General features: G+C 35.9%; 17 protein-coding genes and 1 riboswitch. Of the genes, 15 read left to right on the top strand and 2 right to left on the bottom strand.

Translation table 11 applies throughout. The features are described from left to right. The first annotated feature begins 192 nt into the window (after positions 1–192). The 6 genes from HZI73_RS17090 to HZI73_RS17065 all read left to right on the top strand — a co-directional run bounded on the left by HZI73_RS17090 (position 193) and on the right by HZI73_RS17065 (position 7,300). A complete protein-coding gene (locus tag HZI73_RS17090; RefSeq protein WP_212694586.1) occupies positions 193–621 on the top strand; it encodes a DMT family transporter in 429 nt (142 codons plus the stop codon). A gap of 164 nt (positions 622–785) precedes the next feature. Continuing rightward, positions 786–1,742 (top strand): AAA family ATPase, encoded by a 957-nt coding sequence (locus tag HZI73_RS17085; protein WP_330619564.1) that lies wholly within the window; start codon positions 786–788, stop codon positions 1,740–1,742. Continuing rightward, positions 1,729–2,904, top strand: a complete 1,176-nt coding sequence (locus HZI73_RS17080; protein ID WP_212694585.1) for a DUF58 domain-containing protein — start codon at positions 1,729–1,731, stop codon at positions 2,902–2,904. The genes HZI73_RS17085 and HZI73_RS17080 overlap by 14 nt, the downstream gene beginning before the upstream one ends. Positions 2,905–2,948: 44 nt before the next feature. Next, entirely contained in the window at positions 2,949–5,144 is a 2,196-nt protein-coding gene (locus HZI73_RS17075) for a transglutaminase-like domain-containing protein (RefSeq protein ID WP_212694584.1), read from the top strand. Between the two features lie 85 nt (positions 5,145–5,229). After that, positions 5,230–6,030 carry a sugar phosphate isomerase/epimerase family protein gene (locus HZI73_RS17070; RefSeq protein ID WP_212694583.1) on the top strand — a complete coding sequence of 267 codons (801 nt, stop codon included), beginning with the start codon at positions 5,230–5,232 and terminating at the stop codon, positions 6,028–6,030. Positions 6,031–6,100: 70 nt separating this feature from the next. Then, positions 6,101–7,300 carry a MerR family transcriptional regulator gene (locus HZI73_RS17065; protein WP_212694582.1) on the top strand — a complete coding sequence of 400 codons (1,200 nt, stop codon included), beginning with the start codon at positions 6,101–6,103 and terminating at the stop codon, positions 7,298–7,300. 25 nt (positions 7,301–7,325) lie between these two features. Here HZI73_RS17065 and HZI73_RS17060 read toward each other — a convergent pair whose 3' ends face one another. Next, on the bottom strand, positions 7,326–9,494 hold the full coding sequence (locus HZI73_RS17060; protein ID WP_212694581.1) for an EAL domain-containing protein: 2,169 nt from the start codon (positions 9,492–9,494) through the stop codon (positions 7,326–7,328). A gap of 77 nt (positions 9,495–9,571) precedes the next feature. Beyond that, positions 9,572–9,656: riboswitch (cyclic di-GMP riboswitch) on the bottom strand. Between the two features lie 135 nt (positions 9,657–9,791). Here HZI73_RS17060 and HZI73_RS17055 point away from each other — a divergent pair. Then, on the top strand, positions 9,792–10,751 hold the full coding sequence (locus tag HZI73_RS17055) for a coiled-coil domain-containing protein (RefSeq protein WP_212694580.1): 960 nt from the start codon (positions 9,792–9,794) through the stop codon (positions 10,749–10,751). A gap of 85 nt (positions 10,752–10,836) precedes the next feature. Here the strand turns inward: HZI73_RS17055 and HZI73_RS17050 are convergent, their stop codons facing one another. Further along, positions 10,837–12,780: an NAD(+) synthase gene (locus HZI73_RS17050; protein WP_246552195.1), complete on the bottom strand. Its 1,944-nt coding sequence runs from the start codon at positions 12,778–12,780 to the stop codon at positions 10,837–10,839. Between the two features lie 275 nt (positions 12,781–13,055). On the opposite strand from HZI73_RS17050, the gene HZI73_RS17045 reads away from it, so the two are divergent. The 8 genes from HZI73_RS17045 (at position 13,056) to holA (ending at position 21,729) form a co-directional block, all read left to right on the top strand. Continuing rightward, positions 13,056–13,508, top strand: coding sequence for a methylglyoxal synthase (locus tag HZI73_RS17045; protein WP_212694579.1), 453 nt, complete (start codon positions 13,056–13,058; stop codon positions 13,506–13,508). A gap of 85 nt (positions 13,509–13,593) precedes the next feature. Further along, a complete protein-coding gene (locus HZI73_RS17040; protein ID WP_212694578.1) occupies positions 13,594–14,205 on the top strand; it encodes a helix-hairpin-helix domain-containing protein in 612 nt (203 codons plus the stop codon). 10 nt (positions 14,206–14,215) lie between these two features. After that, the gene (locus tag HZI73_RS17035) at positions 14,216–14,917 is read left to right on the top strand and encodes a response regulator transcription factor (RefSeq protein ID WP_212694577.1); all 702 of its coding nucleotides are present in this window, start codon (positions 14,216–14,218) and stop codon (positions 14,915–14,917) included. 43 nt (positions 14,918–14,960) lie between these two features. Next, on the top strand, positions 14,961–16,331 hold the full coding sequence (locus HZI73_RS17030) for a sensor histidine kinase (RefSeq protein ID WP_212694576.1): 1,371 nt from the start codon (positions 14,961–14,963) through the stop codon (positions 16,329–16,331). A gap of 22 nt (positions 16,332–16,353) precedes the next feature. Continuing rightward, entirely contained in the window at positions 16,354–17,295 is a 942-nt protein-coding gene (locus HZI73_RS17025; protein WP_212694575.1) for a GerMN domain-containing protein, read from the top strand. Positions 17,296–17,372: 77 nt separating this feature from the next. Beyond that, complete coding sequence (locus HZI73_RS17020; protein WP_212694574.1) at positions 17,373–19,778, top strand: DNA internalization-related competence protein ComEC/Rec2; 2,406 nt, start codon at positions 17,373–17,375, stop codon at positions 19,776–19,778. 31 nt (positions 19,779–19,809) lie between these two features. Beyond that, positions 19,810–20,736: an alpha/beta hydrolase gene (locus HZI73_RS17015; protein WP_212694573.1), complete on the top strand. Its 927-nt coding sequence runs from the start codon at positions 19,810–19,812 to the stop codon at positions 20,734–20,736. A gap of 6 nt (positions 20,737–20,742) precedes the next feature. Then, positions 20,743–21,729 (top strand): DNA polymerase III subunit delta, encoded by a 987-nt coding sequence (gene holA, locus HZI73_RS17010; RefSeq protein WP_212694572.1) that lies wholly within the window; start codon positions 20,743–20,745, stop codon positions 21,727–21,729. Positions 21,730–22,080: the final 351 nt, after the last annotated feature.

Below are 22,080 nucleotides of genomic sequence, written 5' to 3'. Positions count from 1 at the left end.
AGTATTGAAAAGATTATATGAAACGTCCAGTCTTAGTTATTAGGATTAAGGCTGGACGTTTATTCATGTTAAAAGAACGGTTGCATATAGCATTAAAGGTGGAAATGGAATAAGATTGAATCATCGGTGCATAATAACAATAAACGATGTGAGCTAGCAGGTATCCTTATAGGATAGATTGGAGATAGAGACATGGGTGTTATTGCATCAATTATTTCAGGGGCATTAATGAGTATACAAGGCGTATTTAATACAAGGGTAACAGAAAGTTCCTCCATTTGGGTAACCAATTCTTTTGTCCAGATTACAGGTTTTGCAGTATGTCTGATTGCTTGGTTTTTTAGTGGTAGGGACAGTTTTAATGATTTATTTAAAGCCAGCAGCAAATGGTATCTAACGGGAGGTATACTTGGTGCTTTCATTATCTTTACGGTAGTAAAAGGGATGGCAACCCTTGGGCCATGCTATGCTGTTATGCTCATTCTCATTGCACAGTTACTGGTTGCATACACCATTGAGTTACTTGGCATATTTGGTACGGAGCAGATAGGGTTTGAGTGGAAGAAAGCCATTGGTGTGGGGATCATGGTAGTAGGGATTGTTATATTTCAGTGGGATTAATTCATATGAATATGTACCAGCATTCATAAGTAGGAATATGAAATAAGGACTAATACATGTGTGTGGGTGGTGTATTAGTTTTTTTATTACAAATTATTAATTATATATAGTATAATGAAGATAAGTGTTGATTTAATGCAAACCCTATATAAGGAGGCGTGAAGATGATGAAGTACATACATGAGAAAATGAGCCGTATCATTAGCAATATTGAAACAGTATTCATCGGTAAGACAGAAGTGGTGGAAATGCTTGTTCTAGCATTGATTTGCGGGGGACATGTGTTGATTGAAGATATTCCGGGAATGGGTAAAACAACTGTAGCAGCGGCACTTGCAAAATCAATTCATGGATCTTATAAAAGAATACAATTTACGCCTGATGTAATGCCTGCGGATATAACTGGATTTTCGATGTATAATCAAAAAATCAATGATTTTAGTTATTATGAAGGTGTGGTTATGAGTCATATTATCCTTGCAGATGAGATTAATCGAACCTCTCCAAAGACACAATCAAGCCTTTTGGAAGCAATGGAAGAGGGTAAAGTAACGGTGGATGGTCATACATATGAGTTACCTAAGCCATTTATGGTCATAGCCACACAAAATCCAATGGGCTATGTAGGTACCTATCCTTTGCCAGAAGCACAACTTGACCGTTTTTTCATTAAAACACAGATAGGTTATCCTTCACAAGAAACGGCAAAACAGATCATGCGGATTTATGAAAAAAACAATCCCATTCAACATTTATCACCTGTGGTAGAAATAGAAGAAATAATTGAAATACAAGAAAAAGTAAAAGATATCTATATATGTGAAGCATTGGTTGAGTACATATTGCATGTGGTTAATGAAACCAGAAGGCATGGAGATATAGCATTAGGAGCCAGTCCAAGATGTGCACTTCATCTTATGTTTGCAGCTAAAGTATGGGCAGCGTATTCGGGAAGAAACTATGTGGTGCCTGATGATATCAAGAAATTTTTCATTCCTGTAACGGCTCATCGGCTGGTGATGAAACAACAAGTTGTAGAGGCAAGGGGAAATGAGGAGCAAGTTCTAAAAGAGATTATTAGAAAAGTGCCTATTCCGGTGATGCAATATGAAAAAAAATAGAAGACGGTATGTGATATTACTCATCCTATCAAGTCTTTTTGTCTATACAGTACCAGGAACCATATCAGCAGTTATATTCTATATGCTTCTCATCATGCCTATATGTTCATTACTCTACACATGTTTTGCCTATGGTGTGTTTAAAGTTCAACAAGATATAGATTCCAGACATGTGCTAAAAGGGAACTCTGTTCAGTTGACATGTGCTATTTATAATGATTCACCTTTTTTATTTCCTCCTATGGCACTAAAACTCATAGGAAGCTCCCTTTTGTTTACACAAGCCATAAAAGAAGAAATGTTTATCTTAGTACCCAATTCAAAGCAAACCTTTACTTATTCCCTACATTGTAAGTATAGAGGAGCCTTTTTACTTGGAATAGATAGTGTTATGATACAAGACCCATTTAAATTATTTGCACTAAGATTTCGAGGTGTTGAGCCTATTAAAATTATGGTATACCCGCATATTGTAGCCATGCAGATTGATTTTTTAACAGAATCCCAGGAACAACATAACAATTGGAATCGTTTAGTTTTACAAGATGCTTATAGTTTATCCGAAATCAGACCTTATCAACAGGGTGATACGAAGAAAAATATTCATTGGAAAATAAGTGCTAAAATGCAGCAATGGATGATGAAAACCAAAAAAGAGGAAATTAAGAAGAAAGCCATTATATTATTAGATACAAAAAGTTTGGATGTTCCTAAGGAACGACAATTGTTTTTGGAAGATTATTGCATTGAACTTGTAGTAGGTCATGTAAAAGTATTTTTGGATCACTGGATTCCCACACGATTACTCTACCATGATTTAAAGCATTATGACCTCTTGGCAGTAAAACCTAAGGATTTCAGTGTTTTTTACAAGGAACTTGCCAAGGTAAAATATGCAATGGACAGCTCTATGACAAGTTCCATTCAAAAAGTGATAACAGAAAAACGTCGAGGTGATCATCCAGGTATGCTACATCTATTTACATTTGATTTATCAAAAGATCTGTTATCAAAACTTATTGCCATGAACAAAAGTGACATCAATGTATGCGTCCATTATATCATGGATCAATCACAACCCTATGAGGAAAAAGAAAAGAAATATCAATTGGTTAATGATATGCAAGAAAAAGGATTAATCATCAAGCATTACTTACCTTAGTCATGGTGCAGTTCGTGTCGTAAGCTTTAATGGAGGTATGATTTATGGCCCAGTATATGATGAGTTATTGTTTGAGTGTCAGCATTCTACTATCCTTAAATGATTCACTATATTATGGATATCCCATACCATATATTTGCTTCATTACATTGGGATGTTTTTTGGTTCATTGTATAAGCCAGTATCGTAAAAAACTTTTTTTGGTGACAGTACTGGGTTTATTCAGCGTGTCTGTTATAGCGGTTTTTATTCTAAGTTATAGGTTTCAATGGGATATTGTTCAACGTGGAGCTATTATTTTTCAAGAATTGTATAAATCTGTTATGGTATCCGATTATTACTTATCGCAAGAATATGTTATTTTTCCTGTTATCTTCTTATCCCTTCTTGTTACCTTCATCGTACATATTTTTACAATTAAAGTCTATAAACCGCAGGTTATCATAGGCGTAGTTTTGCTTTATTTTTTATGGGTTGAGATTGCTGGCCTTGCCTATAGTACAATTGGTTTTTTCTTTTTCTGTTTTATAAGTGTGTTGTATTATCTTGAGAGCTATATATTGAGGTATATTCGCTGGAAGGATAAAAGTCATGTAAGAAAAATCCTAAGTTGGGCAAGTGTTACGGTGATTGGTATCCTGTTAATCACTTCTAGTGTTCTACTATCACAAAATAAAACAAATCCATTAGACTGGATTGATGATGTCCTATCAGATATCCAAGATGTGTTTATGGCAAAATCTGAAAACAGTTCCTATGTGGATCAAGACACAACCGTTTCAGACCTTCATGATAAGCCTTATCATGATGAAACACTTATGATGACAGTGGAAACGGATGATATCATTTATTTAAGAGGTATGGTGTATCATACGTTAAATGGTTCCACTTGGCATGATGGCAAGCAACCTATACTAGAAGAGAAGAATGTTCAAGAAAATAGACAAGGCTTAAGGTTATTATTTGGGGAAGAGATTGAAATGAATCATTATCTCAGGCCTTCTTCGGCTATCATAAGGCCTAAAAATATAGCAACAGACAGATTATTTACCCATTTAAACACCGTTAAACTGGAAGAAGTAGACCATGCTGACGAGGGATATACATATAAGATTCAGTATGAGCAACCTCAATACGATAACCCAGAATTTATAGCGTTACTTCGTAAAAGTAAAAAAGGGTTATACAAGCAATTAAATGAAAAAGATACCATGGAATATGTTCAACGAGCAAATGAAATATATCGACAATATACAGCCCTTCCATCCAACTTAACTGATAGGGTATTGGAACTCACAGAAGGTATAACCCATGGGTATGAAGCAGATATTGATAAAGTGAGAGCCATAGAAACTTACCTATCACAAAGCTACACCTATACCCTAGAACCTGATTTGCCCTATGGTGATATGGGTATAGTGGATTATTTTCTTTTTGAATCAAAAGAAGGGTTCTGTACCCACTATGCATCAGCGATGGTGGTTATGGTAAAGGCATTGGGATTACCAGCAAGATACGTGACAGGTTATAAATTACCTTATACGGTTCCAGTAGATGATTTAGCATATTACTCAGATGCCTATTATGAAGAGTTGATGGATGAGACAACATCCTTAGATTATGGTGTTCAGACGTATTATGTACGTGATACAGATGCCCATGCCTGGGTTGAAGTATATTTTGAAGGGTTTGGATGGCTTACTTTTGAACCCACAGGTGCTTATTATGATGTGTTTCACCAATATGCCAATGGTTATCAATCCAACGAGATAGATACAACCAATGATTCAGATTTAGAAACGGATACGTATCACATTCACCCATCAACAAAAAAGGTGATGTTTTATGTGATGTTAATCATAGGCATTATTGTATTATGGCTTCCAATTATAAAGCATGTTCATCTAAGGAGAAAGTATCGACAATCGAATCATAAAGAACAATTCATCATGTTATATGATAGGATAACAGTACTATTAGACCTGCTCTATCAACCCAGGCAACCATCTGATTCAATCAGCCTCTATTTGCAGGATGCAGAAGATTATTTAGAGAATAAAAGTATTGGATTAATAAAAGGTGCATGTATACTTGAAAAAATCATGTACACAGAGGAGGAAATCCAGAAGGATGATATAGATTTTCTTGAAAGTATGTATGGTCATCTCAAAGATATAGCGAAAATCCGATTCAATAACTTAACGTATACCTGGTACAAATACACCAACAGAATCATGTGAATGAAAAAAAGCCTTGCTCATGACGCAACGTCATCATGTATACTCATCATGAAGAAAGATAACTAATTTTTTAGCGTGAGGAGAGATGATGATGACCATATCCATATCTACAGGTTTTTCTTATACCAAAAGTTACACAGAAATTCTGGACATTATAGCCGAAACAGGGTGCAAACATATTGAGCTCTTTATGAATCAGTCTTTTATTCAGGTGCCAATAGATGACATTGTAGAAGCAGTTGAGGCCCGTCATTTACAAGTAATCAGCATACACACCCCCATCTTTTTTGTGCGGGAGGTGCGAGGGGAAAGTGAAGCCTATTGGATTGAAAAATGCATTGCATATGCTGACAGGCTTGGGGCAGACATCATCATATCCCATTCTGTCCTGACAGGTCAAGGTGATGACATAAAGAATGTTGATGATGTCTATAGACAGAACTTTAAACGTTATGGTCACGGAGAGGCCTATACCCTCTGTACAGAAAATATGCCAAAGCTGCCAGTCCATAGTTTTACATCCGATAAAAAGGCATTTAAAGCGTTCATTTCCGAACATCAATACGCCGTGACTTTTGATACGTCTCATTGGTCATCTTTTGGATACGATATCATTGAAGGTTATAAAGGGATGAAGCCCCATATCAAGAACATTCATTTAAGTGATTGCCAAGATGGGCGAGAGCATTTAGCGCTAGGGAAAGGGAATCAACCCATTAAGGCATTCATACAATACTTAGTATCAGATGGCTATGAAGGTCCCATTACATTAGAGTTGGATTTTGATAACAAAGAGCGGCAGTATATACAAGATTATGATGAAGCTGTTCATGTGCTAAGACGTTGCATAACCTTCATAGAAGATAGTATGTTCAATAGCCAATAGATTTATTTACATTGACCCCTTGAACATGACGTTACGTTACGTGCTATAATGTGGTTAATGGAGGTGGTAGATGTTGGTTAAACAACCAAAGACCTATACCGTAGGAGAATTTGCGAAAAAAGCAGGAGTAACCATCCGTACCCTACGTTATTATGACAACATTAATATGTTGCAACCAACCACACATAATGACTTGGGGCATCGATTATATAGTGATTCAGACTTTCAAAAACTTCAGAAAATCATGACGTTAAAATTTGTAGGGTTTTCATTAGCAGAGATTAAAGATGTCATGGCGTCACCAGAGACCAGTATCAACGATACACTGCGTATGCAGAAACAGATCTTATATGAAAAAAAACAACACATTAACATGGTTATTGATGCGATAAATGAAACAAGCAAGATGTTGGAAGATGATGAACAAGACTTTCAATGGGAGAAATTTAACGATATCATACAGGTCATTCATATGGAAAAAGATTGGATAGCTGATTCTCGTAAACTACCCAAGCAAAATGATTGTATGCGTATTCACGAAAGATTCAGTACCAATAATTATGGTTGGCGTAAGTGGCTATACGACCAATTAGGGTATATGAAAAACTGTCACATACTTGATGTAGGTTGTGGGGAAGCGAAACTATGGTCTTATAATAGTCAGCGCTTACATGATAATATGAAGGTCTCTTTAATGGACATATCAGAAGAGGTGCTGAATCATGCACGGATGAATTTAAAAGACGATGGGAAGGTGTTTCAATTTCACTTAGGTGATGCTGAAGAGTTACCTTATGAAGATAATACATTTGATAAGGTCATAGCGGATCACATGATTTATTATGTACGCCATTTTAAGCGGGCATTATCAGAAATACATCGGGTACTTAAACCTAATGGTAAAATATATGTGTCTGCTACAGGTCAAGCTCATTTAAAGGAGTTACCAAGGTTATTATCACATTTTAATGACGATATACGTTTAACAGGGTTTTCATTAAAAAGATTTAATCTGGAAAACGGAAAAGAGCATCTAAGCAAATGGTTTCAAGATGTTCATCTTAATAAGTATGGGGATTCATTAATGGTTACAGAAGTTGAACCTTTACTACAATACATGTTATCAGCAACAGGAAACATGCGTGATATTTTAGAAGGGAAATTAATAGATGCTTTTCGAGGGTTTTTAGAAAAACGCATGGAACAAGATGGCGGCCTTCATATAACAAAAGACATAGGATTATTTATTGGAACAAAGGGCTGTCCCTGATGGGACTGCCCCTTTAAAGTATCGTTTAATCATGAACATCTTCACGTGGTTTGCCAAAATAAAAACCTTGACCATATTCAATGCCTAGTTTTTTAAGGATGTGTACCACGTTTTCATTTTCCACAAATTCAGCTATTATTTTTGCATTATAATTCTTAGCAATATACACCAGTGCATTAAGAGTTTTTAATTTCTGTTCGTCTCTTTCAACATTCAGTATAAAGGTACCATCAATTTTAATATAATCCACAGGTAGTTTGGACAATAATTCCACATGTGCATAGCCTGTCCCAAAATCATCGATAGCTAACTGAAAGCCCATTTCCCGTAGGGTGCTCAGTGATTTTATAGAGGCATCCAGATTATTAAGGGCAGCTGTTTCAGTTAACTCAAAAGTGATATGTGATGGTATGACTTTGCACTTTTTAGCTGTCTCTTGAATGTAATCAACCATCTTTTGATTGATGGATTTCCCTGATAGATTAATACTTAACCTTATGGATTTTCTTGTTTTATGCAGCTCTTTATTGTATTGGTAAAATGATTGCTGTATCATGGCTCGATCTATTTTTTCTACCATGTTTTCTTCTTCTGCAACTTTAATAAGTTTTTCAGTTGAATAGGAGTCATTTTGGTCTGCAATACGCATAAGAACTTCATGTTTATATACTTTGTTGGTTTCCAAATCAATAATAGGTTGATAATGGGGTACAAAATGGTTGTTTAAAATGGCATCCTCTAAATACATCTTTTCATTAAGTCGTTGTATCATACCTGTTATGATGTGACTATATTTAATAACGGATAAATTATCATAATCGGCTAAGTCACTGTTTTCATAAACCATATGGTTTAGTATATTGCAATCAACTTCGAAATGCTTAAGTTCATTAAGGCGATCAAGGGTAACTAAAAGTTTCTTACCACGAATATAAAGAGGTTGATCGCCTTTGATATTGACATCATCATTCAAATAACTTAAAAGCTTTCGTACATCGCTTTCGTTATAATTGTCTTTTAAAACAAACATATAATGTACCCGTGATATACGATAAAGATCAGTGTACAAGGAGCTAATTTTCTTAAAGTAATGAGATAATTGATAGAAAGTCTGGTTATCATATAAAAAATCTTTATGTCTATTACTTGACACATTAATTATTTCTACAATAAGGTAATGTTCCCGAACATAGCCTTTTCTAGCAAATTTCTTGATGCGCCGTCTAAAGGCATGTTCATTTCTTACTTCCGTGAAGTAATCCGTATATTTTATTAAGTAAATGTAGCGAAGGAATAAATAAGTAGCTACAGCTAGGCAAATAATTAAAGGAATGATGGTACGGAATATGGATTGCAATTGGTTATGCAAGAGTGTCGTATAATCAATGGTGAGGAAAGAAACACCTGGAAACACCTCTAAATAGTTATAATAGGCCATTTTATCTGTGCCATAACCAGAATACTTAATATAATATTGGTCTTTTTCAGAATTGGTGTTCACGACAGCATTGGATAGTTTTTTATAACTTTCCACATTCATCTTGGTTAATCTTCTTATAGAAGTAGAATCGATGAAGATGTTTTTACCCATTAATTCTCTATCTATGTGGTACAGGATAAAACCATCATGGGATACAAGAAATAAGTACCCATTATGTAAGTTATATCTTTCTGGGTGAACAACCCCATTAATCTGGTCAAAGTCTAGGCCGACCATTAATAATACCTCTTGATTGGACAACTCAAACTTTTTAGTCGCATAGTAAATGTTATTATTTTCAGATGTAGCTTTTACAAATCCTGTATGGGCCTTATCTTTCTGAAAATAATCCATAACGTCATCGGGATTAATCATGTGTCCTGGTACTTGTGACGTTAAATATTGGCCATCTTCAGATAGGATAACCATATCTTGAATGTAATATGACCTATTACTGGAATCTCTTAATAGCTTGTTCATATCTTGGGAAGTCATGAAAGGGTTCTTTAGCTCCTGAAGCGTATGATCAATCGTGTTAAATATTTCTAGGAAGATAGAATCATATTGGTGGGAAGCAGTATATGAAATATCTTGTAGATTACTTTTTACCTCTTCCACATACATGGAATAATTAATGTTGTAAGTAATAGAACTAGATATGACAATACCACAAAATAGTAATAGAAATGCTATTAAATACCGTATCTTTATCATGCTTATAAGTCCTTTCGAATACTTGGGTAAAAGGTACAAATGCATGATAAGAAGTGGGTGTATTAATATATATCATGTTTCGCAACCTGGCAATCATAGGTTAGACCCTTTAGACCCATAGCTTTGCGTCCTTACTTTTCAGCAAGTTTGCCCTAATTTTGATTTTAAGTAGTAATAATATACTATATTATGCAAAATATGTCAATACGATATACCTATAACATGTCTTACCATGGGTGATTCTACTGAAAAATTATGGTATAATATAAGAGAAAAAACACATAAGGGGTGTATACCATGAAATATGAAGAGGAAAAACTACTGGAGATGAATGAGCGTTTGCGTCAATGCGTTGACAGAGTCAGTGAGGCAAAAAGGTGTGATAAGTTATTAAAAAGTGCTCGACATGATTTAAATATTCTTAATAGAAGCTGGCTGACATTAAAGGAAGCATTACAAAAAGAAGAACAGGATGTTGAAAAGCTCCAAAAATTGACACTAAGTAATCTTATACATACGATTATGAACAATAAAGTAGAAAAATTAGATAAAGAGAAGCAAGAAGCACTGACAGCAAAGTTAAAATGCGATAGCGCCTATATCCAGTTAGAAGAATGTAGACATACCATTGAGCGGTTAGAAGAAAAAAGAAAGACCTTGTATGATGTAGAACAAGCTTATCAAGAAGTTCTTGATGAAAAACAAACATTTATCTCTGAGTATATGCCAGATAAGAGTGATAAGATAAAAAACATGATGGATGAGGTAGCTACATTATCCAGTCAATTAAAAGAAGTTGACGAAGCCGTGCAAGCAGGTCATATGGCATTAAGTGAAGTAAAAGGTGCAGTAAGTGCCCTTCAATCTGCTAAAAACTGGGGCACATGGGATATGTTAGGAGGCGGGATAATAGCTACCGTGGCCAAACATGGCCGTATGGAAGAAGCTCAGAGCTGTATCTACCGTATGCAGAATAATATTAGGCGTTTTTCAAGAGAATTACAAGATATCGATATGTACATGGCAGAAAGTGATTTAGATATAGGTTCATTTTTAAAGTTTGCGGATTATTTCTTTGATGGTTTCTTCGTGGATTGGGCTGTTCAATCAAAAATAAACAATGCACTAGATCATGTCATGGATATTCGGAGCCGCATTGAAGGTATACAGGGTAATCTAAGGGATAAACATGAGGACTTAACGGAGAAAGTAGAGACATTAGAGGGTAAGATAAAAGAACTGATTGCCAGTGCTTAATCACGTAAAATAATAAGGGGCTGTTTGTTCCAGTATGACGTATTTATGAATAAGATCATACTGGAAAAAACAGCCTCTATTATGATTATATGTTATTTAAATCATCCAACCAAACCTGAGCCACAGCATCACTTGGCATACGTAAGTCACCTCGAGGTGATAAGCATATAGAGCCAACTTTTGGACCATCTGGGAAACAGGAACGTTTAAATTGATGCATAAAGAATCGTTTATAGAAAACTTGCATCCAATGTTTAATGGTACTATCCGAATACTTACCTTGAAAACTCTGAACAGCTAATCGGTATATTTTACTTGGTGAAAAACCAAAGCGCAGTACATGATATAAGATAAAATCATGTAATTCATAAGGACCTACGGTTTCTTCCGTTTTTTGCTTAATTTGACCTGTTTTAGGATCAGGTGGCAGTAGTTCTGGGCTTACAGGGGTATCCAGTATATCCATTAAAACCCCTTTTGCGTTTTCACCAACTTTATAATCTGTAACCCATTGTACCAGATAACGTACAAGGGTTTTGGGTATGGTTGTATTGACACTGTACATGGCCATATGATCCCCGTTATAGGTAGCCCAGCCTAGAGCCATTTCCGATAAGTCCCCCGTACCGATAACGATACCATTTTCTGCGTTAGAAAGGTCCATCAGGATTTGTGTCCTTTCTCTTGCTTGAACATTTTCAAAGGTAATATCATGAACAGCAGGGTCATGGTTAATGTCTTTAAAATGCTGCATACACGCATCTTTTATGGAGATCTCTCGAATGGTAACCCCCAGATGTTTCATCAGTTCAATAGCATTATTATACGTACGGTCTGTGGTACCAAAACCAGGCATGGTAACTCCCAATATATTTTTTCTGTCTTTACCTAATAGATCATAAGTCATGGCACATACAAGAAGGGCTAAAGTGGAATCAAGTCCACCTGAAATCCCCAATATCACTTTTTCACAACCTATGTGGTCGATACGTTTAGCAAGTCCTAAGGTTTGGATAGAGAATATTTCTTCACACCTTGCGCTTCGTTTGCGAGGGTTGCTTGGTACGAATGGTTGTGGGTCAATAAACCGTTTTATAGGGTCTTGGGTTGTTAGAGGCATATCAAAGGGTACATAAGTATAGGGGGTCTGAAAGTGTGCAGCGAGATGATTGGAATAAGTCGTCATTCGCATACGATCATGCATAAGACGTTCTAAGTCTACATCGGAATAAACCAAAGTTGTTTTTAGTTGAAAACGCTCATTTTCATTTAATTTTGTACCATTTTCATAGATTAAACACTGACCACCATAGACTAAATCCGTGGTGGATTCACCAAATCCTGCTGATGCATAGGCATATGCCGTAATGGTTTTTGCAGATTGTGAGGCCACTAAGGATTTTCTGTAAGAACTTTTACCAACCAGATCATTACTGGCTGAGGGGTTAAGAATAAGCGTTGCACCGTTGATGGCATGGAGGGTACTGGGTGGCAATGGGGACCAAAGGTCTTCGCATATTTCAATGCCAATACATAAATGATGCATCTGATGATGTCTAAATAAAATTGATGTGCCAAAGGGTACCATGTCATCCCCAACTTTAATGGTATCTTCTAGTAATGTTTCACTGGAGGCAAACCAACGAGCTTCATAAAATTCATTGTAGTTTGGGAGATAGGTTTTGGGTACGATACCCAATATATGCCCATTGTAAACAGCAGCTGCACAGTTATAGAGTCCATGTTTATAACGTAAGGGTAACCCAACAACAAATAGTATATCCTTGTTATGGGAGTAGTCTTTTAATTCGATGAGTTTTGCCATACTGCTTGTGATGAGTGCTTCTTGAAAAAATAGATCAGCACATGTATAGCCTGTGATGCATAGTTCTGGTAGTATAAGAACCGATATACCCTTTGATTGTGCATCATCCACCAAGTGCTTAATCTGTTGCGTATTATAAGTCACATCGGCAACTTTTGTAGCTGGTGAACCTGTGCCGACACGTATAAAACCATTATTAATCATGTTTATCACTCCAGTTTTTATCGTAATATATGTGTAACATGACGATGTTATAATAATGAATAACGTTATCATGAATCCGCTTTGCGGGACGAGGTGTAAACCTCATTTTATGTTTTACTGGTTTATTTTACCACAATTTGTCCAGTGTATACACACAAAATATTATATTTTTGTTAAATGCATTGTCAATAAGCCAAACTTTAGGTACAATAAATAATAGGTTTTTAGTAAAACCTTCAGAAAGATGACTTGATAAAATTAGGAGGAAGACATATATGTCTGAAATGGTAAGGATGAAAAAGCAAAAAAACATTGCTTTAGTAGCCCATGATAACCGAAAGAAAGATTTGGTGGAGTGGGTTGTAAAAAATAAAAAGAAGTTAGCAGAACATTTTTTATATGGAACAGGTACAACAGGTAACATCATAGCCAAAGAAACGAATCTACCTGTTAGACGATATAAAAGTGGTCCATTAGGCGGTGACCAACAAATTGGTTCCAGGATCATTGAAAAAGATATTGATTTTCTTGTGTTTTTTTGGGATCCGTTAGAGGCGCAGCCCCATGACCCAGATGTAAAAGCATTATTGCGTATTGCTGTTTTATATGATATTCCAGTAGCCATGAATGTGGCAACAGCAGATTTTATGTTTAGTTCAAAACTAATGGATCAGGAATATAACCGCTATATCATTGATTATGGCACACGTATTAAAAGAAAATACTAAAGGCAGCATACGCGATAGATTGTGATAGGGGATTCATGGTTATATTTTTTCGCACATGATGTAGAACATCCGTAAGAGAGGTATAATGATGAAGCAAAAATTATTATATTATATAGCCTTTGGAACATTTGTCATCATTATGGGGATTGTATACAGTCATAAGGCAGAGCATGTAGACATCAAGATAGAAGATGATAGGGATAGCCAGCAGGAAGCGGTTACATCTATTCGTGAGCAAGAAGATCCATTAATGGTTCATGAAGAAGATGAAAAGAACACAATCATCGTGCATATATGTGGAGCTGTGAAAAACGAAGGCGTATATGAGGTTGAAGAAGGTGCCAGGGTTTTTGATGCGCTTGCATTAGCAGGAGGTTTGGTAGAAGATGCAGCTACAGACTATGTTAATTTGGCAAGAGAGATTCAGGATGGGGAACAGATTACCTTTCCAACAGAACAGCAGATAGAAGATGGCGCATTTGAAACAAAAGGAGAAGCATCTGACTACATTAATATCAACACAGCTTCAGCATCTGAACTTATGGAGCTAAGCGGTGTTGGGGAGTCAAGAGCTGAGCTTATTGTTACATATAGAAAAGAAAATGGTCCATTTCAATCCAAAGAGGATATTATGCTAGTAAGTGGTATAAAGGAAGGGTTATTTCAGAAAATTAAAGATTTCATAATAGTTAAGTGAGGTGGCTTATATGTCTAAGAGGATATTAGTGGTAGATGATGAGAAGTTAATTGTGAAAGGTATCAAATTTAGTTTAGAACAGGAAGACATGAAAGTAGATGTAGCGTATGACGGGGAAGAGGCTTATGAATTAGCTAAGGATAATGAGTATGACTTAATCGTATTAGATGTTATGCTGCCGGGCTTAGATGGCTTAAGTGTTTGCAGGCAGATACGTGAGTTTTCCAACGTGCCTATTATCATGTTAACGGCTAAGGGTGAAGATATGGATAAAATCCTTGGTCTTGAATATGGGGCTGATGATTATATGACCAAACCTTTTAACATTCTGGAATTAAAAGCTAGAATGAAAGCAGTTCTTCGAAGAATGAAAACGGACTACAATGATGGTTCATCCGAATCCGTGATTAATTCAGGAGAATTAAAAATTGATTGTGACAGTAGACGTGTGTACATGAATGACAATGAAATTAATTTAACGGCTAAGGAGTTTGACCTATTAGAGCTCTTTAGTAAGCATCCCAACAAAGTATACAGTAGAGAAAACCTATTAAATATTGTATGGGGATATGATTATCCCGGTGATGTAAGAACAGTAGATGTTCATGTGAGAAGACTAAGAGAAAAAGTAGAGCCAAATCCAAGCGAGCCCAAGTTTATTCATACTAAGTGGGGTGTTGGTTATTATTATCAGAACAAAAAAACTGTTTAGGAGCGTCCGATTTAAAATATTTGTTGCTTTTGCATTAGTAAGTATGATACCATTATTACTGCTTACCAATATTTTGTTTAACACCCTTGAGAATTATTATGTGGCTGAGAAAATAAAAACCATGCGTAGGCAAGCAAACATTATTTCGACGAATTTAACAGTAAAAGGACTGGATAAGGATAGTACAAATATCACTGAATACGCTAGTAAGCTAGAAAGCTATGAATATGAACGTATGCTGATATTAGATAAAAGAGGTTATGTGGTTTATGATTCTAACCAAAGAGATGTTGATAAAGCGTATGCCACAGAAGACGTCATCGATACCCTGAAGGGGAATACACCAACATACAGTAGCAGGGAAGAAGATATTATAAAAGTGCTTGTTCCCATTATACCAACAGATGGTAAGAAAGGCGAAGTATCAGGTGTTACGTTGTTAACAAGTACGTATGCTGATATTACGAAAACCATTAATGAGCAAAAAAGTGTATCCTATATGATTATGATTGCGCTTTTTATACTGATTTTTATATTGAGTTATTATTTCTCAGGTATCATTACAAAGCCATTCAAAAGGTTATTGGTTAGTATTAATAAAATTACCGATGGCAACTTAGATGAGAAGATTGATATAAAAGGCAATTATGAGATTGAGGAAATTGGTACAGCCTTTAACCATATGACAGATAAGTTAGAACGTATTGACGAAACCAGACGACAGTTTGTTGCTAACGTTTCACATGAGCTAAAAACACCACTTAGCTCAGTAAAAGTATTGGCTGAATCCTTATTAATGCAGCCAGATGCGCCAAAAGAATTATACAAAGAGTTTTTTGAAGATATCAGTCAGGAAATTGAAAGAGAAACCATTATTATTGATGATTTACTGACTTTGGTTACTTTAGATAAAAAAGAAAATGAGTTGAATGTAAGCGAAACCAATCTCAACATATTGGTAGAATCAATTATGAAGCGATTAAAGCCTTTAGCCGATATAAAAGGTGTAGAAATGGTTTTTGAAAGTTATCGTGAAGTCATTGCAGAAGTTGATAAGACAAAGATAGCCCTAGCCATTACAAACTTAATTGAAAATGCTATTAAATACAATAAAGAATACGGGTCCATTATGGTAAAGTTGAATTCTGATTATAAAAATGCACGTTTGACAGTTGAAGATACAGGTATTGGTATACCAGAAGATAGCGTGAACAAAGTATTTCAGCGATTTTACCGAGTTGATAAAACACGTTCGAGGGAAACAGGGGGTACAGGGCTTGGATTATCGATTACACACCAAGCTATATTAATGCATCAAGGATTTGTTCGATGTAGTAGTCAGGTCGGTATCGGTACAACTTTTGAGATGAGTATTCCACTCAGACGGCCACTTGCAGAAAAGAATGAATCCTAGAATTTCACTGGAGGTGTTATAATTGGGGAAAATTATTCGTATTTGTTTTTTGTGTTTGTTCATACTGATGTTAATCACCGGGTGTGGTAATAAAAAAACAGAAAGCACAGATAAAACGCCTGATTTAAAAACAGAAATGATTACATTAAAGAGTAGTAATGATAATAAATGGATTGAAAAAGAGGTTACTATTCAGAGTGTAGGAAAAGAAGAAGTTGTTAGGGAAATATTTGCATTCCTACAAAATGGTATTGAAGACCAAGATGTAGTAAGTACCATACCAACCGATATTGTTCTGAAAGATGTAGCTTTTGACGGGGCACAAGTGAATCTTAACTTCTCTGAAGACTATAATAAGATGGAAGCAAGTGATGAAACAATCTGTCGTACTTCTCTAGCCAGTTCACTGACAAATTTAAGTTACATTGATGCTGTGAGTTTTCAAGTGAATGATATACCGTTAAAAGGTACAGATGGTAAACCCATGAGCCCTATGACGAAGGAACAATTAGTACTTGGTGATCCAGAAAAAGAACCAAAAACCGTTAGAAAAGTGATGTTATATTTTGCAACGGTAGATGCATCTGGATTGGTACCCCATGAAGTTGAAATAGAGGTTAATCCTAATGAACCATTAGAGAAGACTGTACTTAATCTTCTATTAGAAGGACCTAATAATGAAGATGAAGTAAGTACAATCCCTGAAGGCACTAAAGTTATTAGTACGTCCATCAGTGAAGGAGTATGTTATGTTGATTTTAATAATGACTTTATCACGAAACATCCTGGTGGATCTACAGGAGAAAACCTAACCATATATTCAATTGTTAATACACTTACTGAGTTGCCAGACATTAAAAAAGTCCAATTTTTAATCGAGGGAGAAAAACAAGCTGTATTTAAAGGGCACATTGCTTTTGATACGCTTTTTGAAAGAAACTTGGACATTGTTATTACAGACTAATACATTTGGGGCTGTCTGATGATATGTGAGACAGCCCTATTTTATCGCTTTGTACTATACACAGGGGGAATAAGCACATGAAACGACCAGCTATGTGGATGATAGGTTATTATCTTATTGGCCTGTGGGTAGGTTATACAGTCAAAGACTGGTATATTAGTATTGGCATATTTGCTATCATGACATGTGTGAGTGTATTGCTCTATAAGACATATTATTGGAAGCCTATTATACTGTTTCCATTGATATGTTTTTTTGCGTATCTCCATATAAATGGTCATGTAAAATCATATGAATACCCTGGAGACATGGCATCTTTCAATAGCGTAGAAAGCCAGTTGGTGGGCACTATTCAAGATATGGCAATAGAAGCAGGAGAAGGTCATTTGCTGCTAGATGTGTCTGAGATAACAGTGGGAAATAAGACATATAAAAAGAACCTTCGCATAAAAGTGTATGGTAGTGGCCTTCAGGATGTTAGCATCGGTCATAGGGTTCGTGTGACAGGAAAGCTCATTAAATTATGGCCTTCTGAAAACCCCGGTGGGTTTAATGAAAAGCTGTATTATAACATAAGGGGCATTCATTATAAATGTTACATGAAGAGCTATCAATTAGAGGACGATGGAGCAGGCTATATTAGCCGTATTCCATATACCATTAGGAGAGGCTTATACAACCTAAGGTATAGAGCCACGACTATTTATGAACGGCTGCTGCCACATGAAGAAGCACAACTGATGAAAGCCATGTTATTAGGGGATAAATCCGGTATGACCAGAGAAACCAAAGATCAGTTTACGAAGGCAGGTATCGCTCATGTATTAGCCATTTCAGGCTTACATGTGGGTATCATTGGCTATGGTCTATTCCATCTTATGACGTGCTTTATTGCCAAGAAACGAGCGCTATGGCTAACCGTCTTATTTTTAGTCTTTTATTGTATGTTGACAGGTGGAAGTATTTCCACTGTTCGGGCATCTTTTATGCTAATTGTTGGTTTAATGGCATACTTATTTGGGAGAAACTATGATGTCTATTCATCCCTTGCTATAGCAGCTATGGTCCTATTAATCATCAATCCATTGTATTTATGGGATATTGGTTTTTTGTTATCTTTTTCGTCCGTTATAGGTATTGTGACCTGTTTACCAGCCCTTAATGGATTATATAATAAAAAAAACAACAGCATCATAAGTCTTGTGAATGTTAGCATAGGGGCAACCCTTGGTACATTGCCGGTCATACTCTACAATTATTATGAGATACAACTCTATGGCATTGGTGTTAATCTATTGGTTGTGCCCCTGATGACCATTGTTGTACTCATGGGATTTCTTGCTTTGCTATTGGGCTCCATATCCATGATCTTTGGTAAATTATGCATAGGAATTGTTTATTACATCTTCATGCTATACGATGTTATCACCCAGTGGGTTGGGGAACTACCTTATCATACCGTTACCATTGGACGTCCATCGTGGCCGCATTTGATATGCATCATTATCTGTATTGTACTCATTGCTATGATTAAAAACCCCAAGATTACATGGCGTCAATGGAAAAAATACATGTATGCTAATGCAATTTTTTTTGGTATTGTAACGTTGATATTAAGTATACAGCCTCGACCTTTACAGATGACACATCTAGCAATCGGTCAAGGGGACAGTACCGTTATCATAACACCGAGTAAACATGCTTTTGTTGTTGATGGTGGTGGCAATAGAAAGAAAGATCCTTTAGCGCCAGATACAGGGTATTATACCGTAAGACCTTTTTTAAAATACCATGGTATAAGTCACATAGAAAGTATCGTCATGACCCATAGTGATCAAGACCATGTAGGCGGACTTATTGAATTAATGGACTATTTTACCGTAAAGCGACTAATTGTGCCCTATGGTTACAAGGATAAAAAAGATGAGGACATGCTCTTGAATAAACTCCTGGCTAAAGCTTCTCAAAAGCACGTACCTATTAGTTATATGCAGACAGGGGATGTGTTAGATGTAGGAGAGGTTTCAATGGAAGCCATATATCCCACTAAGAATACCCAACGTTATAAAAACAATAATGCCTATTCTTTAGTTCTTGCAATTGATTATAGAGGATTTCGCAGTTTATTGACAGGTGATATTGAGGAAGAAGCAGAAGAATTACTGCATCAAAAGCTTGCAGATAGCTTACAGAGTGATATAATAAAAGTACCCCACCATGGTTCAAGGACCTCTTCCTCAGAAAAGTTTGTTCATCATGTTAATCCTGCCATAGCAATTATAAGTGCTGGCAGAGATAATGTTTATGGACATCCTCATCAAGACATCATAGACAGGTACAAAGAGTTGGGTGTATCTCTCTATCATACTGCTGAAGATGGCGCAGTGATGATAAAAACAGATGGTTATCATATGGGTATTCGAACCCATATGACAAAACGGGAGGATTATTATCCATTAGCCCTTCATATTAAGAAAAAATGAAATAGATACAATTACGGAAGGAAATATGTCCATGAAAAAGCGATTAGCACTCTTTACATCCGTCTTGGCTGGTATAGCCGGTTTAGGTTATTATTTTTCACAGAAGGTTATACGTAATACGTATACACAGGATGATGATGAAGAGCAACGATTACAATATAAAAATTTAGTAGACGATCATCAAGGTAAAAAAATTGAACTGGTGTCTGATTATGGCTATAAACTCATTGGACATGCTTTTTGTCAAGATTCACAGGAGAAAAAGTTTATGGTTGTTGTTCACGGTGTCACATGTTCAAAAGAATATGGGCATGGGTATATTGCACTTTTCTTAAAGATGGGATATAATGTCATAGCCATGGATAGTCGGTATCACGGTGAAAGTGGTGGACATGATATATCCTATGGCTATTATGAGCGATATGACCTACAAAAGATTATGGCTTATATAAAAGATACATATGGGAACGATAGTCATATTGGCATCCATGGTGTTTCCATGGGAGCTGGTATTGCATTGATGTACGCAGGTTCTATAGAGGATGGAGCAGATTTTTATATTGTGGATTGTCCTTACAGTGATTTTTATGAGGAAGCAAGGTATCGTGTCCAATATGATTTCAAACATGTGCCAAGCTTTGCTAGGAAGTTTATCGTTGGTATTGGTGATATGGCCATACGGCTTCGGTCAGGGTTTTCATTAAAAGATGTAAGACCCATAGATCATGTCCATAAGATAACATCCCCTATCCTGTTTATTAATACAAAAGAAGACATGTATATCCCACCTGAGATGTCTCAAGAACTATATGATAAAAAAAGAGATAGCAAACATATGTATTGGGTAGAAAAAGGCGGTCATGCCATGGCCTATACAGAAGACCCAGAAATGTACCAACAAGAGATTGAAAGATTTATTACAAAGTATGTGGAAAAGAACAATAAAAAACAGGAGTAATCGAGCATGAAGGAATTGAAGAAGCAATTACAAGATGGTGTGTTTCATAATGTATACCTGTTTTATGGTGAAGAAAAATACTTATTAGATATGTATTTGGAGAAGCTAACCAAGGAATTATTAGTGGGTGGCGATGCAACCATGAATTATGATTTTTTTGATAAAAGTTCCATGCATGTGGATAAATTTTTCTACGCATGTGAGACGTTGCCTTTTTTTGCAGATAGACGCGTCGTCGTTGTACGGGATGTAAAACTGTTCAAGTCAAAAAATAAAGATGTGGATGAGATTGCAGAACGTATAACAGATATTCCGGAATCAACCACCGTTATTTTTATTGAAGAAGAAGTGGATAAACGGAGTAAATTATTTAAACTTATTAAAAAACAAGGTCATGCAGCAAGTTTTGAGTTACTATCGGAAAACGATCTTATTAAATGGATAGGTCAGAAACTGCATACCTCTGGTAAAAAAATAGAGAGAAGTACAGCACTGCATTTTGTCAAAACCGTAGGCACAGATATGGCTACGGTAGAGCATGAGTTAGATAAGCTAACCATGTATAACCTGGATGAAGAGGTGATTACACAAGCGTCTGTCAATGCCATATGCACCCGAACCATTGAAAATAAAATTTTTGAACTGGTAGGCGCCATGGGACACAATAAGCGAGAGAGGGCCTTATTATTATACCATGATATGTTGACGGCAAAAGAACCTCCTGGAAGAATACTCTTTATGTTGATTCGTCAATTTCGACTTATTCTTCAAAGTAAACTGCTTAACCAAAAAGGACTAAGCGAACGGGATATAGCAAGCCGTATAAAGGTAGCACCCTTTGTCGTTCGAGAATGCCAAAGGCAAGGAAAACAAATGAGTGTGGACCGTTTAAAAGGTGCTTTGGGTGATTGTTTAGAAGCGGATAGTCATATTAAAACAGGTAGGCTTGATCCTAAAATTGGTGTAGAAATGATTATCATGAAATATAGTTAAAGAAATATAGACCATGTATCTTAGCTTATATGAAAGGTGGGATACATGGTCTATTTTTATTGTTTATTTATCTTTAGGCATGGATTCAATAGGATAAAGCTTAATTTTTTTCGTGCCAAAATTAAGCAATTAATAACAAGATAGCCCATAGAAAAATGAGAATAAGCCTTTTATAATGAGATAATAACACGATAGTTACTGGAACATCTACATGTCACGGGACAACTTCTATACACTTATCTTACGTATTTTTTCTTACTCTTTACACCTTAAGTTGACAATTTTATTTACCTAACCAAGGACATATAGCTTAGCATTAAAAGCATAGGCTAAAACAAGTTAAAACCCTAA

Source organism: Vallitalea pronyensis, assembly GCF_018141445.1.
Taxonomy (GTDB): Bacteria; Bacillota; Clostridia; order Lachnospirales; family Vallitaleaceae; genus Vallitalea; species Vallitalea pronyensis.
Note: the sequence above shows the minus strand (reverse complement) of the source record. Positions and strands in the feature narration are given on the sequence as shown.

Excerpts from the sequence above, each read along its gene's own strand:
- HZI73_RS17075 (WP_212694584.1), top strand. The coding sequence starts at position 2,949 with ATGGCCCAGTATATGATGAGTTATTGTTTGAGTGTCAGCATTCTACTA.
- HZI73_RS17065 (WP_212694582.1), top strand. The coding sequence starts at position 6,101 with ATGTTGGTTAAACAACCAAAGACCTATACCGTAGGAGAATTTGCGAAA.
- holA (WP_212694572.1), top strand. The coding sequence starts at position 20,743 with ATGAAGGAATTGAAGAAGCAATTACAAGATGGTGTGTTTCATAATGTA.
- HZI73_RS17080 (WP_212694585.1), top strand. The coding sequence starts at position 1,729 with ATGAAAAAAAATAGAAGACGGTATGTGATATTACTCATCCTATCAAGT.
- HZI73_RS17050 (WP_246552195.1), bottom strand. The coding sequence starts at position 12,780 with ATGATTAATAATGGTTTTATACGTGTCGGCACAGGTTCACCAGCTACA.
- HZI73_RS17020 (WP_212694574.1), top strand. The coding sequence starts at position 17,373 with ATGAAACGACCAGCTATGTGGATGATAGGTTATTATCTTATTGGCCTG.
- HZI73_RS17035 (WP_212694577.1), top strand. The coding sequence starts at position 14,216 with ATGTCTAAGAGGATATTAGTGGTAGATGATGAGAAGTTAATTGTGAAA.
- HZI73_RS17055 (WP_212694580.1), top strand. The coding sequence starts at position 9,792 with ATGAAATATGAAGAGGAAAAACTACTGGAGATGAATGAGCGTTTGCGT.
- HZI73_RS17015 (WP_212694573.1), top strand. The coding sequence starts at position 19,810 with ATGAAAAAGCGATTAGCACTCTTTACATCCGTCTTGGCTGGTATAGCC.
- HZI73_RS17030 (WP_212694576.1), top strand. The coding sequence starts at position 14,961 with ATGATACCATTATTACTGCTTACCAATATTTTGTTTAACACCCTTGAG.
- HZI73_RS17060 (WP_212694581.1), bottom strand. The coding sequence starts at position 9,494 with ATGATAAAGATACGGTATTTAATAGCATTTCTATTACTATTTTGTGGT.
- HZI73_RS17040 (WP_212694578.1), top strand. The coding sequence starts at position 13,594 with ATGATGAAGCAAAAATTATTATATTATATAGCCTTTGGAACATTTGTC.
- HZI73_RS17045 (WP_212694579.1), top strand. The coding sequence starts at position 13,056 with ATGTCTGAAATGGTAAGGATGAAAAAGCAAAAAAACATTGCTTTAGTA.
- HZI73_RS17070 (WP_212694583.1), top strand. The coding sequence starts at position 5,230 with ATGATGATGACCATATCCATATCTACAGGTTTTTCTTATACCAAAAGT.
- HZI73_RS17085 (WP_330619564.1), top strand. The coding sequence starts at position 786 with ATGATGAAGTACATACATGAGAAAATGAGCCGTATCATTAGCAATATT.
- HZI73_RS17090 (WP_212694586.1), top strand. The coding sequence starts at position 193 with ATGGGTGTTATTGCATCAATTATTTCAGGGGCATTAATGAGTATACAA.